The sequence below is a fragment of the Sorangium sp. So ce281 genome, from assembly GCF_051527395.1.
Lineage (GTDB): Bacteria > Myxococcota_A > Polyangia > Polyangiales > Polyangiaceae > Sorangium > Sorangium cellulosum_B.
This window is the reverse complement of record NZ_CP150322.1, coordinates 4,292,511-4,307,229: the sequence shown is the minus strand read 5'-3', so window position 1 is coordinate 4,307,229 and position 14,719 is coordinate 4,292,511. Positions and strand designations below refer to the sequence as shown.

Here is a 14,719-nt window from a genome sequence, read left to right as displayed (position 1 = left end):
AGCCCTACTCCCGCAAAAGGTCCCGCGGACCCGACACGGCCTCGGTCGATTTCCCCCCGCCCCCTCCCGTTCAATTGGCATGGATCTCCAGGGAGCGAGGAGAACATCCCCTCTCCGCGGCCCGGCGACGCCCCCTCTTGCCGCCCCCTCGCCCCGGCAACTCCGGCAGCTCCGACGGGCGCCTGTCATGGCGCCGCAACAGCGGCTGTCCGCGCGGCGTCCGGGGACGAGAGCCTCGGACATCATTTGCCGCGCCCAGGGTCGCCGATCCAGAGGCTGGGGGCGCCGGGTCGGCCGTAGACACGGAGCTCACGCCGCGAGAGCCGTCGCGCGTCGTCGTGGAGCGGGGCGCAGAGAGCAGGCGGTTCACTCGGCAAGGGGCGGTCCTCGATAGGCCTGGGAGTCCGAAGGGAGAACGTCGCGCTGGGCGCCGCATCAAGGACACCGCGGAGCGCTTGCACGAGATCGGTGAGCTGCGCCGTGACGACGACCGTGCGCGGCCGCCCTGCCGCATGGAAGATGTCGCTCACCTGCTCGTAGATCTCGAGCTCCTCGCGTAGCCAGACGGAGGCATGACGGTCCGTACCGGGCCCGAGCACGGGCACATGGAACGCCTCCGCCAAGGCTCCGCCGACACGCTCGAACGTCTCGAGGGAGAACGGACGGGACGGAGACACCCGCCCAGCGGTGAAGACTCGTTCGAAGTACCTGGACCAGGATGCAGCGACGGGCGAGGGCGGCAGCCCGATCTCCCTCGCGTCCACGTACAACGTGCCTTCTCGATCCAGGTAATAGTTGCTGTCGGTGTCCGTCGCATGGCCGACGTGCACGAGCCGCGCAGCCATCGGCCCCTCGATGGCTCGCAAGGCGAAACCGCGCTTGACGTGGGAATAGATCCCCCAGGAGAGCCCAGCGAAGGTCAATCCACCGCACGTCTTCTCGAACGCCGCGATCGGCTCGGACAGCTCCATCCCCGTGGCATGGAACAGCGCGGCGAGCTCTCCGGGCGAGCAGGTGTCGCCCGCGTTCCACCGGAGATCGATGGTCGCGTAATAGGCCAGCGTGCGGTCGGAGAGGTACGGGCGCAGCGCCTCGAGCGGGTTCACATAGTCGAGCACCATGCGGCCGTCGTGGTAGAGCTGCTCCGCCTTGAGGACGCGCCCTGCGTGCTCCCGTGACACCTCGATCTCGACGTCACGGCCCGATCGCTTGGCGCAGACGTATCCGGCCTGCCCCGGCTCCTCCGACAGGGTCCGAATGGCACCACGCGCGCGCCGCTCCTCGGGAGAGAGCGGCCTCGGGGCCTCCTCCGGCGGGCGAGCATCCTCCAGCATTTCGAGCCCCGCCACGTCGACGCCGGCCTCCTCGGAGGCGGCGCCGCGAGCCGTCTCGATGCAACGGGCCACGTCCGCGAGCGAGCTCGTCCAGACGAAGGTCTCGCCTGCAAGATCGTCACGGAGAGGGTGACCATCGGCGATCACGCCCCCCGGATAGACCCAGAAGGTGTGAGAGGTGTCGCTTGCTTCCACCACCGGCAGCGCGGCCAGCGCCTCCGCGAGCCGTGCGCCGAGGCGCGGGCGAAAGGCGGCACGGATGCGGTGTGCCTCGACCGGCTCACGATCGGCGAGCAACGCGAGCACCTCGATCAGCCCGCGAGCTGACGTGGCCGCAGGCGCGCCGCTCGCGTGCAGCAAGGCGCCTCGCTCATCGGCGAGCAATGGGAAAGTCCGGCCCCCAAGGCTCGCCATGCCGACGGGGACGGCGAGGATCGCGCCGGATCGGGCACGAAGCGGCGGAGCGAGCATCGCCGGATGGTCGGCCCCAGGGAAGAGCCACAGGTCCGCCTGCCCGGGCGCGCGCCGGGAACCGATGCCAGCGAGCTGCGCGTGGAGCTCGAAGAGAGCGTCCCAGGCGGGCAGCCTCGCTCCTGCGAGATGGCGGCGGAGCTCGTCCAAGCTCATCGACGCGGGCGCGTCGCGGGGACCGAGATCGAGCGTGGCGAGCGCGCGCGCTGACAGGCTCTTCAGGAGCTCGTGCTGTTTGGGCTGGACGATCATGCGGTATCGTAGCCGGTCTTCAACGTGTAGCCCTCGGGAGGCTTGTAGTTCGGGTTGGCTTGAGTGAATTTCGCAGGCTCGCTCCCTCGGTTCAGCTCCGGCCCGAACCCCTTGCGGATGGCCTTGGGGTCCGGCGCACCCCACCGTTCGTGGAGGTTGGCGAGCAGCTGACTGCAGTTCGGGCACGGCGTGCGCTTGACCCCGCCCTCTTCCTCCGAGCGAATGGCCGTGATCGAGCCGAGGCACTTCTTGATCTCTTCGTGGTCGTCGGGGTTATCAGGGTCGAGCTTGCGGCCGATCTTGCTCTCCCAGTTGCGAATGTGCTGGGAGAGAGCGCGCGGCTCTCCGCAGCTCGACGGATCGTAGCGCCCCGGGTAGGGCCACCCGCCGGCGTCGTTCCTGGGCGGAAACGACTGCTTCACGACGTCATGGATGTCTCCGCTCGACTCTGTGCCGGCGCTCCCGACGCTCACGCTCTTCGAACGGCGCCTGCCCCGCTTGTCCGTCTGATCCGAGGTGACTGTCGTGATCACCGGCGCGAGCCCGTCCGGGTCCATCACGCCGAGCGGCTGGTTGTCGGCGTATGCGAACGCGCGCACGCCGCCTTGCAAGCCGATGGGGTCCGCGCTGATGAATCTTCCTGCCTCCGGGTCGTAATAACGAAACCGGTTATAGATGACGTCCGTCTCCGGGTCCGCGTACTGGCCGGGGAAGCGCAGCGGCGTGTCCGCCTTTGCTGCCGCGTCCGGCGCCGCGCTCCCCCACACGGAGACGCCTGTGCGTCCAAGGAGATCGCCGCTCCCGGAGACCAGGAGATCCGGCCCCTGGCTCAGGTCATTGATGTAGTGCACCCATTCGCCCGTGGACCGCTCCTCCCCCCGGACGACGGCGTCGCGATGCGCGAGTGGGAGATGTGTCTCCGGCAGGAAGCTGTAGGTCCGCTCCTCGACGGTCGCTACCCCGCCGACGCTCCGCAGCTCATGCAGGAGCTGATCACCATCCCACACGAACCGCGTCGTCGCGCTCGTGCCGTCCTGCGAGGAGACACGCTTTTGGACCCGCCTCGCGAACGAATCGTACATGAACTCGATCCGGCGCCCGTCGGGCGTGGCGATCGACTCGAGCAACCCGCGACCGTCCCAGCGATAGGACCACGCTCGGACAGCGTCGGGGGCGTCTGCCGTCTTCTCTTTCCTGACGAGGCGCCCCTCCTCGTCGTAGTAGTACGCGGTCGTCCCGCGCTTCAACAGCTTGCCACCGTGCCCATAGACGCGCGGCTCCGCTTCGGGCCCAGATTCGTGGAGATCGCCTGACTCATCGTAGCGGAACAGCTCTGCCCTCGAATGCTCCGGGATCCTGGCGATGACCTGCCCCAACAGATCGTACGAGAACGTGGTCCTGCCCTGCTGCATATCCCACGATTGAATGACGTCCCCCGCCGGCGAATACTGGAATGCTCGATCGCTCGTCGTTCCCCACGGCAGCTCCCCCACCCAGGCAGGTTGCCCCGGCGCGATGACGGGCTGGCGCGGAGGCATCAGGACGCGCTGCCGCGTCACACCGCCCATCGCGTCCACCACACGCTGCATCACGCCTCCGCCGGGGAGGATGCGCTCGAGCTCGTGGCCGGCCGCATCCCGGCGGAACGCCACGGGCGCGGTTCCACCCAAGCTCACCTGCGCCGGAAGGCCCATCACATCGTACGTCACACGCTCGATATATCCGAGAGACGAACGCTTCTCGCGGCGCCGGTCCATCGCATCATAGACGTTGTCGACGGTATGCGAGACCCCCGCGACCTCCTGCTCCTCGCGCGTCATGCGACCACGCCCGTCATAAGTGAACGAGCAGCGCACGCCGCCGTTGTCCGCCTCGACGAGCCTTCCCAGAGGATCGTACGAGAAAACGTCCTTCGATCCGTCGTGGTAGGAGCGCTCGACGATCCGCCCCGCGGCGTCGTACGTGGTCTCGGTCGGCTCGCGCGCGTCGCCCTCCATGCGCACGATGCGACCGAGCCAGTCCAGTCGATACCGCGCTCGCCGCCCGTCGAACGTCTCCTCCTCCAGGATCCTGCCGGCGGGGTCTCGCTTGATCCGGTGCACCTCGCTGCGCTCGTTGATGACCTGCACGAGCGCCCCCTCGCGATCGTAGCGGTAGCGCATCCGCTGCCCATCGGGTTTCCGCAGCTCATGGACCACATCGAGCCCGCTCCAGCAGAGCTCGTAGCGGCGGCCGTCGGCGCCGGTGACGGCTCTCAACCTGCCGTTGCGATCGTGCTCGTACGAGAGCTGCCCGCCGTTCGGCAGGTGGACCGCGCGCAGCTCGAGACGATCGCCATACGTGAACCGCGTCTCGAACCCGCGCTCGTCCGTGAAGCCGAGCACGCGCCCGAGGTAATCATAGCGGATCTTCCGGACACCTCCGTTCGGCTCTCGCACGAGCACGCGGTTTCCGGCGTCATCATAGCCGAGGAGCGTGGTGCCGCCGTCGGGCAGCGTGGCCTTGACGAGCTGGCCCCGCCGGTCGAACTCGTAGCTGGCCGCGTTTCCCACCTCGTCGTCCACGGAGACGAGATTGCCACGCAGATCGTAGGCATATCGCGTCGCTTGCCCGAGCGCGTCGACGACCTTGGCCAGGAGGCCGAGATCGTTGTAGCCATACGAGGTCATCGCGCCGAAGGGATCGACGGCGCGCACGACACGACCGGAGAGGTCCCGCTCCCAGCGCCAGGTGGCATGGCACGGGTCGGTATAGGCCGTCATCCTGCCGGCATGGTCGTACGAGTTCACGTGGACGCCGCCACCGATCACCGCCCGATCGGCCCTCCCGTGCTCGTTGCCGAAATATCGGTGTACTCCGCGCGAGTCGGCGACCTCCACGTAGCCGTGAGGCCCGAACTCGAGCTTGCAGTGGTGAACGCCTCTGGCTCGCGTCACACCGTCAGCGAGCAGCGGCGGTGCGTCGTCGCAGAGGCTCTCGTCCACCTTGCCCGGGTACTCCGCCCATGTCTCGATGCACCGACCCGCGCCGTCATAACGGTACTGGACGCAGAGCCCCTCGGGATACGTGTACGACGTGAGGAGGTGGTCGGCGTACGAGAACCGCGTCGCGTGACCGGCGCGATCGACCGCGGCCACGAGATCTCCGTTCGCGTCATACTCATAGGTACGGAAGGCCGTCCATCGGCCTTGGTGCGCGCTGTTCTTCACCTCGAACGCGGCGATGCGTCCGCCTCGGTGGCGCCTCACGCGGATGAGCCGTCTCGCGCTGTCCAGGATGGCCTCGAGCGCTCCGTCTCGATATCGCAGCTCGATCATGTTGTCGTTCCGGTCGACCATCATCGAGAGGCGAAGCCGCGAGCGGTCGAGGTTGTGCTCGGAGAACACACGGACGATGCGTTCGTCCGACACGAGCGAGTATCCCCATTCATGCCGGGTCAGCATGCCTCTGGGGGTCGGGAGGCTCTCGCCGACCGCGGGCAGCGCTCCCTCCGAGAAGGTGCCTTCCGGGTTCCAGAGGCGCACCGTCCGTCGCCGCTGCTCGATCTCCCAGGCCAGGCTGTGGGACCAGCCGAAGCCGAGGCCCACGTCGCGCTCTCGGGCGGCGCTCGAGTAGTGCCGTTCGATGACGAGCGGCAGCGGCCCCGGCAACCCGAGATCGATCGCTGGAACCGTGTACACCCGCCCGGTGAACACATCGACGGGATCGCCCGCCGACACCGAGCCACCATTGCCATGAGCCGGGTTGGGGCACCCGGCGCCGGAGCCCTGGCCGCAACCCTTCGCGCTCTTCCCTCCGCCCTTGGCGTCCTTGCCGCCGTTCTTACCGTCGCCCCCTTGGCCGCCGCCGTCGCCCTTCCCTCCAGGCCCTCCCCCTCCGCCGCCTGAGCCCCCGCCGCCCAGGATCCAGACGCCAGGGTTCATGCCGGGGATGGCGGGGATGTTCGGAATGGGAGCCGTCCGTGCCACGAGCCGGATGCTAACCTGGTCTGCGGAGGTGCACGAGCCCTATCACGTCGACCACGAGGACTGCTCCGGAAGCACGTTGACCGCTGTACGGAGAGACGGAAGGCGACCGGTGGCCGTGGAGCGTCCGCGGGCCCACGCCACAGCGCGCGCCCGGCACCATGCACGTTGCGTCGATGCTCGCGGAGACCTGCTCGATGCGCAGCCGTCCAGAGTCGAAACCACGGAGCTCCGGCGCCAGCGCCGCGTCGGGCAGCTGCGTGGCCGGTCACGACACCGACCCGACCTGAAGAACGCGAGCTTCGGCCGGCGACGCAGGTGGAGGCCGCATCGCCGAGCCCCCTTTCGGAACCGCCCGTGCCCGCGCCGCGTCGTGGGCCGACGCCGCGCCGCGCTGAGCATCGTCGGCCCCGGCGAGAGCCGCAAGCAGCCGTGCCCATGGCGATGACCGGGTGGTTACCTCGCCGGGGCCGGAGGGTGGCCTCTCCACCGCGGAGACGGGTGCCACCCATCTTTTCTTGGAGGCACGTCCACCGGGAGATGGGTGCCACCCATCTTTTCTTGGAGGCACGTCCACCGCGGAGATGGGTGCCACCCATCTTTTCTTGGAGGCACGTCCACCGGGAGATGGGTGCCACCCATCTCCCCCGTGGACGACCCACCTCACCCGGATGGGTTCACGGCGTCCCGCCGGCCCCGAACGGGGGCGCCGAGACGACCTCGGGCTTCCTGGCCGGGGCCTTCCGACGGGATCTCCCGAGATCGTCGACCATCTCGACGTAGGGCGCCAGCAGGAACGCGGCGAGCGCCTCGCTCCCCGGGATCTCCGGGTCGGCGTGGCTCTCGATCTTCTGGATCACGCTCCGCAGCGCATCCCGGGCGGCGCTCCACTGCGGCCGGCCGTCGGTCTGCCCGCGCCCGCCGTCCTTGGCGAGGACCACGGTCGTGAAGCCGTAGGCCTCGCCGAAGCGCGCGTGGGCGGCGACGAGCTGCCGGTAGTGCCGGGTCCCGCCGAACTGCTCGATCACCGCCTGGGCGCGCTCCTCCTCCAGCGTCTTCATCCGCTGCACCATCGCGGCCCACTGGACCCGCGGCCGGCGCGTGATGAAGCGAAGCCCCTCGGGCGCCGGAAAGAGCTGCCCGTACAGCCAGCGCGCGTCGGACGGCGACGGCGTCTGCCCATCCTCGGAGAGCCCGGCGGCTCCCGCGTTCCACTGCTCGAGCGCGCGCCATCGGTCGTCGCTGCCGGTGTTCGCCGCGCTCCGCTCGGCCTCGCTCGTCCCAGAATGGCGCTGGTCGGCCTGCGCGCTCGCCCGCAGGCCGCGGAACCCCTGGAGCTCCGTCGCGGCCGCGTCGAACCGCCTCCACGGCCTGTCGATGTGCGGCGGCAGCGCCGCGACGGGCTCGACCCCCTTGGGCAGCGGCGCGTCGCCCTCTTTGCGCTTACCGCCCTTCGGCCGGAGCACCGCCGCGATGCGCGCGCTCATCTGATCTCGGAGACCGATCACGTCGTCTGCGACGAGCTCCTGGGGGAGGACCATGGTCGAAAACATCGGTGTTTCACTCACGGGGTAAACCTCCTGTGATGTCTGATGGGTTCTGGCCTGCCGCCGTGGCGACACGCCGTGGTTTCGTTGCGGCGTGGCTGCACGGCAACCCACGTGCCGGCGCGAGATGCGTGAATGTCTCGGCGAAACGTCTCAGACAGCGAGGAGCTGAGCGCAATGCCCCGTCATGATCCGCAACGGATTGCGCTGTTGCGCAATGCTCCCGCCGACGAGGTCGGCATGGAGGGCGCGGACGAGGCGGTCTCGAGGAGCGGTCACGTCGGGCATGCGCGCCCGCGTCCAGCTGCGCGAGACGGATCAGAGTTCGTCGCCGACGATGCGCTCGAACCGACCTGCTGATGCACCCCCGATCGAGTCCGGCACGACGCGGACGCTCCCTGGCCCCTGCTCGATCTTCGGAGGTCCGCCGTCGGGTGGGATCGACACAAGGACGTAGCAGTCGGGGAAGCCGGTCGTCGTCGGATCGAAGGCGATCGTGTCGTGTGTTCGCAGCTCGGTGAGCGTGCGGGCCTCGGCGCGCCCGGACTGCTCGGCATGCGGCCGCGGCAGGCCGGTGAGGTAGGACTTCCCGCCATGAGACACGACGCGGTGGGCCCCCTCCCCAGGATGAAAGCGCGGAAGCCGGCTGGATCCGTACGGTGTGAAGACCCGTAGCGGTTCGGGCACGCGGCTCCTCGGTCGCAACACCTCGTCGTGCAGCGCCTGGTCAGAACCATGATGCGGCACCTTGAACAGATCGTGATCGCCGAGCTCGGGCTCGAGCACGAGGGTGTTGCTCCAACCGTAGCCGGGGCTCTCGACCAGATCCGAGCCGAGCAGGATGCGCCTCCCGCGCCATGTGAGGAGCAGCGCGGTGGAGATGACGTTCCTGTCGAACGGCTGTCGCATCCTCCACAGGTCGAGCTGCTGCTCGCGCACATCCGCGCGGGGGGAGAGCACACGCAGCGTGGCATCGCCGAGCAGCTCGAGGTCGCCGGCGTTGACATCCCAGCGGCATGCCGGTGATTCGCTCCAGCGCGACTGGACGGCAGCGATAGCCCGGCGCGTGACGCCGGCGATGAAGCCGGTGGACCGCGCGGCGACGTCGGCTCCCGGCGGAAGCACCATCCCGATGCGACGCCACGTCTCCTTGCGATCGCGCGGCGTCGAGGCCTCAATCACCCTGGCGACACCCCAGCTATGATCGTCGTGCGGATGGGTGAGGAGCACGATGCGCGGGCGGGCTTGATACTGCATGAGCGCCTCCAGGGCGTAGTGGACCCTCTCGGCGCCGCAGCCGTCCACGACCATCCATGCGGCAGGCGGCACGCGGACCAGGATGAGCTCGCCCTTGCCTGGGCCGAACACGAGCACGACCAGGTGATCGGGGGCGAGATCAGGCAAAGGCACGGCGTACGTACCGGTCCAGGGAGGGAAAGAGCCTCGGCAGGTAGCTCACGGCGTCGAAGGACGAGGCGCCGCGAGGCCACGTCCGCAATACCTTCGTGCCGTTCATGAACTCGATCCGCTCCACGAACGTGCCCACGCCAAACCAGGCCGGCTGCGCGTGCCACTCCGTGGACAGGGCGCGCAGCTCGACGATCACTGTGGAGAGCGTCACCTCCGACGGCTCAGCGAGGTGTTGCGCGATCCGGAGCACGACGCCTCTCGCGTCTCGACCTATCACCCGCCCTGGCTGCCAGCTCTTCACCTCCAGCGAATCCTGCTCCTCGGTCAGGTGCGGCCCCTTCCAACGGTCCTCCTGCGCAACGGTCGGCGGAAAGACGAGCCGCTCGTCGCGATCCTCCTCGAGGCAAACGAGGAGCTGGCGCAGCGCTCGCCACCAGGGGGATACCCGAATCGCGTCGGGTACGTCGTCCAGCACGCCCTCTGCGAAGTCGAGCTCGCTCTGCGCCAGCAGATGCCGCGCCACCTGGCCATGGAGCTCCTCGTAGACCGCCGGTGTCGACAAGCCCCCTGTCGCGGCGAGATCGTCCAGCGCACGGTCCCAGGCCGCGCGCGCGTCGCTCATCCAGGCCGTCGTGATCAGAAAGCAGACGTACCGACCATGATACCAAGGATGCGCCGGGTCGATGTCCCGCGCCTCGGTGTACTCCCGCTCGACGCGCTCGGGCTCCGTTCCCAAAATATCGAGGTTGTAGGCGATGTAATGGTGGGCGTAGGCGTCCCGCTCATCGTGCTCGATGGCCCGCTCGTACGCCCGGACCGCGTCGCGGCGGAGCTTCTCCTCCTGCTCGCGCGGAGCGCGGAGCGCCTTCTGGCTGAGGCTCTTACCGAGCGCGTCGTATTGCTCGACGAACTGGAGAGAGCGGGAGAGCAGCGCCGCGGCGTCGCCTGCCTCCGTGAGTTGGTGGATCTCTTCCATGTCCTCCCGGACGGCGGCGACGACGTCCCCGCGGTCACGAGCGGCCTGAAACCGCTCGCGGTGGTACGCGGCTGCGAGGTGGTGCGCATCGCCCTGTGGCTCATCGAGCGCCCAGGCGGAACTGTCGGTGAGGAGCGATGAACGGATCTCTCGCGCCAGAGCATCCGGGACCACCTTGGATCCATCGTCGAGCACCTCGATCAGCGGCTCGACGATCGTCCTCGTCCGGTCGGGGAGCGCCATGAACCCCGCGCGCACGAGCAGGCTGTCCGCGAACGGGACGCGTAGGGCCGCGAGGCGTATGACGACGCGCCTCCCTCCCGGGTCGTCCGAGAGCAGGTCTCTGAGCCTCGGGATCAGGCGATCCAGCCGGAGATCACGCGCCGGGATGCGCTCCACGTCGATGCCTCCTGCCGCGAGCGCCTGGAGCACCTGCTGCACGACCGGCGGTACCGCAGGCTGGCGGCGGCGACCACCGGACAGCCGGACGGTCGCGTCGCCCGCCTCTCCCAGGGACGCATCTCGAACCAGCGGGAGCCGGAAGCTCGCATCTTCGGCGAGACCCTCGGGGATGCGTGGACCTGCGAGCACGAGCGTGCCGGCGCGTGTGCCGAGGAACGTCTCGGTCACCTCGACAGCGCGCCTTGTGAACAGCTCACTCTCGGGGCCCAGGGCCGTCGGGAATCGGGGCCCATCGAGGAGGAGCAGAAGATCGTTCCCTGCGCGAGACAGCGCCTCCCGTACCGAAGCGATCCTGTCGGCCCATGCAACGCGGGCGGGCTCGTGCCGGGGCACCACGCGATCCATCAGCGTCGCCCCGTCGAGCTGCGCGGCCGCCTCGACGAGCGCCACCAGCGCCGCGTCGTCGCCATCGGGCACCTCGATTCGGACGACGCGCCGGCTCCCGGCGAGCGCGGCGGCGAGCCCCCGGAGGACCGCCGTCTTGCCGAAGCCGGGCGGCGCCTGGATCGCGATCCTCGGCGCGCCGGCTTCGATGCGCTCCCGAAGCTGCTCGATCGCTTCCTTGAGGAGGACGGCCATGCGCCAGCTGATACCATGGCACTTCGCGCGAGCCAAGCTGGCGCCGGCCGGCGCGTTTGCCTCGGGCGCCTGACGATATCCGCTCTCCTAAACGTCGTGCTTTCCCTGGCCGTCTGCTTCCCGCTTACGGCCGCCCTTGCGGGCCGGCATCGGGGGGGAGCCTCAATACCTCCACGGAGGCGTCCGGGGACGAGCATCGCCGGATCGTCGGCCTCTGGGAAGAGCCACAGATCCGCCTGTCCGGGCGCGCGCCGGGGACCGATGCCAGCGAGCTGCGCGTGAAGCCCGAAGAGGACGTCCCAGGCCGGCAGCCGCGCTCCAGCGAGATGGCGGCGGAGCTCGTCCAAGCTCATCGACGCTCGCGCGTCGCGGGGACCGAGATCGAGCGTGGCGAGCGCGCGCGCTGACAGGCTCTTCAGGAGCTCGTGCTGTTTGGGCTGGACGATCATGCGGTATCGTAGCCGGTCTTCAACGTGTAGCCCGCGGGAGGCTTGTAGTTCGCGCCGGGTCTGCCGCGGCCTCGACGAACACCTCGCGCCGCCGTGCGCTCACCCCTCCATCTCGCCCCGCTCGTTGATCTCCGGTGTGCGGGAGACCTTGTCCCCCCAGCTCGTATACCGCTTCGCGAGCTTGCCTTCCTTGGTGAGGATGCCGGCGCGCTTCAGCAGAGCGATGTCCTCCTCCACCGATGTCGCGGTGAGAGCCCGGGGCAGGGCGCCGTCCCGAGGAGCCGGGCGTTGACCGGATCGAGCAGGTCGAGGCACCTCCCGAGGTGGATCATGGCGCCCACGACGGCCGCGTCATCCTCCCCGCAGCGGCGGCGCGCCCACCACCATGCCTGCTGTGGTGCGTACTCCCAGAGATAGATCCCGTGCCCCGGCCAGTCGTCGTCGTTGGTGCTGGCAGTGCATTGAGGTTTGCCGGGGCCCCAGCCGTGCGGGATCAGAATGTAGGCTCCAGCCACAAGGTCATCGCCCTCCACGTCGTCGTCCGTCTCGCTGTCCTCGTCGGGGTGAGCCGGCGGCGGGTGCTCCGCGGACGTTCTCGATCTCGTTCCCCATCGGACGGGCGGAGGAGGATCGTGCATGCCGGCACCAGCGCAGCGACGATGCCCCCGTCAACACGAGCGCCCCACGGGATCCACCCACGCCTGCATGGTGCCCTCCTTGACGCGATGCACCGTACGCACGCTCGCGAGCGGCGTCCACGCGGCCCTCTCAGGGTGTGAACGTAGGGGCATGCCGGACCCTTTCCCTTCGCGAGGTCGACCAATCCGTGACCGCGCACGGAGAGCTCTCCTGAGCAGAGCCTGCGCGCGTGCTTGGGGACCTCGACCGCGCCCTCCGGGCTCGCCACGCGTTCGTTCTCCGGTATAGGGTCACGCCGTCCGCACCATGAAGATCACCCGCCTCTCCCTCCGCGACTTCCGGGGCTTCAGGAGCCTCGACCTCGATTTTTCGCCGGACGTCACCGCGCTCGTCGGCGTCAACGGCGCCGGCAAGACGTCGATCCTCGACGCGCTCGCGCTCCTGCTCTCGTGCCTCGTGGAGAGCATCCGCTCGGAAGAGCCCGCAACCATCGCGCCAAGTGCGAGCGACGTCCGGATTGGAGCATCGACGGCGCAGCTCTCGCTGACCGCGGAGATCAGTGTGCAGCCTACCCAGTGGAGCATCGCGAAGACGTTGCCGGGGCACCCGCCTGGAGCGCCGAGCGCGCTCGACGCGCTGCATGAGCCCGTCGCGGCCGCGCAGGCCACGATCGCGCTCGGCTCCCCTTTCCTCCCGCTCGTCGTCTACTTCCCCACGAACCGGAGCGCGCTCGACATCCCGGAGCGGATCCGCACGCCCCACGCCTTCGATGCGGTGAGCGCCTACGACGGCGCACTCGAGGGCGGGGCGAGCAACTTCCGGGGCTTCTTCGAATGGTTTCGCCAGGAAGAAGACATCCTCAACGAGCAGCAGGTCCTCGAGATCTTGCACGAGGAGCAAGGCCTCGACGGTTCCTCCACGCCGTCGCCATTGCCGGTCGTCCGCAGGGCGATCGAGGCGCTCCTGCCCGGCGCGCGTAGGGTCCGTATCGAGCGGCGACCGCAGCGCATGACTGTCGAGCTGAACGGCACGCGCCTCGACGTCGCCCAGCTCTCGGACGGCGAGAAGTGCCTCCTCGCCATGGCGGGGGACCTCGCGCGGCGCATGGCGCTCGCGGCGCCGAAGATAGAGAACCCGCTCGAGCACCCCGCGGTCGTCCTGATCGACGAGATCGAACTCCACCTCCATCCCGGGCTCCAGCGGGTGATCCTGCCGCGGCTCCAGAAGGTGTTCCCGCGGGCCCAGTTCATCATCACCACCCACTCTCCCCAGGTGCTCTCCTCGCTGCACGCGGCGAACGTCCGCGTCCTGGAGCGCTTCGAGCTCCGGACGCTCGACCGCGGCACATGGCGGCGCGACACCAACCGCATCCTGGAGGCGGCCTTCGGCGATCCAGGGCGGCCTCCCGAGGTAGCGGCCAAGCTGAACCTGTTGCGCGACGCCGTCGATGCCGACCGCTTCGACGAGGCGCGCCAGCTCATCCGTGAGCTGTCCACCATGATCGAGGGGGACGACCCCGACGTCTTCTTCTACCAGCAGCTCCTGCCGCCTGAAGACACCACCGAGGCCGCTTCGTGAGGCACATCGTGAAGGGCGCCGAGCCGGCGACGGTCACGGAGACACGCACCGCATCGACGACCGACCTCTCCACGGTGGCTCGAGCTCGCACCGCGTTCGATCAGATCGACAAGGGTCGCGTACGCGCCGACCTCGCGCACGAGCAGGGCTGGCTCTGCGCCTTCTGCATGCGCCGTATCGCCCCTGACGCCGCCGACGCTCGCGGCGAGCGCACGATGAAGATCGCCCACCGCACGCCGATAGACGTCGATCCAGCGCAGGCCCTCTCGTGGAGGAACCTCCTGGGCTCGTGCGACGGCGGGCAGCGCTCGGGATGGCGGACGAGGAGCTGCGACGCCGCGCAGGGATCGACGGCGTTGACCGTCGACCCGACCGTGCAAGCCTCGTGCATTCAGCTTCGGTACGAGCGCCGCGACATCCACGAGGGGCTCTTCATCACATCGGATCACCCCGCTCTCAGCGCCGATGTCGACCAGACGCTCGGCCTGAACTCTGGAGACCTCCCCCTGCTGCGGGAGCAGGCGTGGAAGGCCTTTTGCGCTCTCCAGCAGAAGCACGCGCCGAAGCAGTACGGCCGCCCCGCGCGGGCCGCGTTCTTCCAGACGTGGATGAAGCAGCAGCCCGCGCGCCTCCCCGAGATGCTCGGCGTCATCGAGGAGCGGCTCCGGTGAGCACGCCAAAGGGTTGCCTTCACGCCGGCATGGACGCGATCCTGCTGCCTGGCTGGGCAGTGGCTCGGCTTGATCGACGCGCGAATTGTCGGCGAATTCACCAAGCTTAGCCTCGACCAGCTCTAGCGCAGCGCTGTCCCGGTCAGATGGAGACCTGCTAGCTGGCCGACGGGGTCGCAGGGCCGGAGGGGGGCCTCTCCACCGCGGAGACGAGTACCACTCGTCTTTTCTTGGAGCCACGTCCACCGGGAGACGAGTGCACTCGTCTTTTGCTGGAGCCACCGTCCACCGGGAGACGAGTGCCACCCGTCTTTTCTTGGAGCCACGTCCACCGGGAGACGAGTGCACCTCGTCTCCCGCGTGGAGGAGCCGGCTCACCCGGATGG

The 14,719-nt window shown here is 69.0% G+C and carries 8 protein-coding genes; 2 read left to right on the top strand and 6 right to left on the bottom strand.

Annotated elements, in window-relative coordinates; genetic code table 11:
• Nucleotides 1-242 precede the first annotated feature (242 nt).
• From WMF27_RS16245 to WMF27_RS16220, 6 genes are all read right to left on the bottom strand, one after another.
• Nucleotides 243-2,057 carry a hypothetical protein gene (locus WMF27_RS16245; protein ID WP_437944263.1) on the bottom strand — a complete coding sequence of 605 codons (1,815 nt, stop codon included), beginning with the start codon at nucleotides 2,055-2,057 and terminating at the stop codon, nucleotides 243-245.
• Nucleotides 2,054-6,025: an RHS repeat-associated core domain-containing protein gene (locus WMF27_RS16240; protein ID WP_437767974.1), complete on the bottom strand. Its 3,972-nt coding sequence runs from the start codon at nucleotides 6,023-6,025 to the stop codon at nucleotides 2,054-2,056. Before WMF27_RS16240 ends, WMF27_RS16245 begins: the two co-directional genes overlap by 4 nt.
• A gap of 674 nt (nucleotides 6,026-6,699) precedes the next feature.
• On the bottom strand, nucleotides 6,700-7,563 hold the full coding sequence (locus tag WMF27_RS16235) for a hypothetical protein (RefSeq protein WP_437944262.1): 864 nt from the start codon (nucleotides 7,561-7,563) through the stop codon (nucleotides 6,700-6,702).
• A 324-nt stretch (nucleotides 7,564-7,887) separates the two neighbouring features.
• The gene (locus tag WMF27_RS16230) at nucleotides 7,888-8,979 is read right to left on the bottom strand and encodes a hypothetical protein (RefSeq protein WP_437767976.1); all 1,092 of its coding nucleotides are present in this window, start codon (nucleotides 8,977-8,979) and stop codon (nucleotides 7,888-7,890) included.
• Nucleotides 8,966-10,996 (bottom strand): hypothetical protein, encoded by a 2,031-nt coding sequence (locus WMF27_RS16225; protein WP_437767977.1) that lies wholly within the window; start codon nucleotides 10,994-10,996, stop codon nucleotides 8,966-8,968. Before WMF27_RS16225 ends, WMF27_RS16230 begins: the two co-directional genes overlap by 14 nt.
• Before the next feature lie 548 nt (nucleotides 10,997-11,544).
• Nucleotides 11,545-11,682, bottom strand: coding sequence for a hypothetical protein (locus tag WMF27_RS16220; protein WP_437767978.1), 138 nt, complete (start codon nucleotides 11,680-11,682; stop codon nucleotides 11,545-11,547).
• Nucleotides 11,683-12,390: 708 nt separating this feature from the next.
• On the opposite strand from WMF27_RS16220, the gene WMF27_RS16215 reads away from it, so the two are divergent.
• Together WMF27_RS16215 and WMF27_RS16210 are read left to right on the top strand one after the other, a co-directional pair.
• Nucleotides 12,391-13,662: an AAA family ATPase gene (locus WMF27_RS16215; protein ID WP_437767979.1), complete on the top strand. Its 1,272-nt coding sequence runs from the start codon at nucleotides 12,391-12,393 to the stop codon at nucleotides 13,660-13,662.
• Nucleotides 13,659-14,333, top strand: a complete 675-nt coding sequence (locus WMF27_RS16210; protein ID WP_437767980.1) for a hypothetical protein — start codon at nucleotides 13,659-13,661, stop codon at nucleotides 14,331-14,333. Before WMF27_RS16215 ends, WMF27_RS16210 begins: the two co-directional genes overlap by 4 nt.
• Nucleotides 14,334-14,719 lie beyond the last annotated feature (386 nt).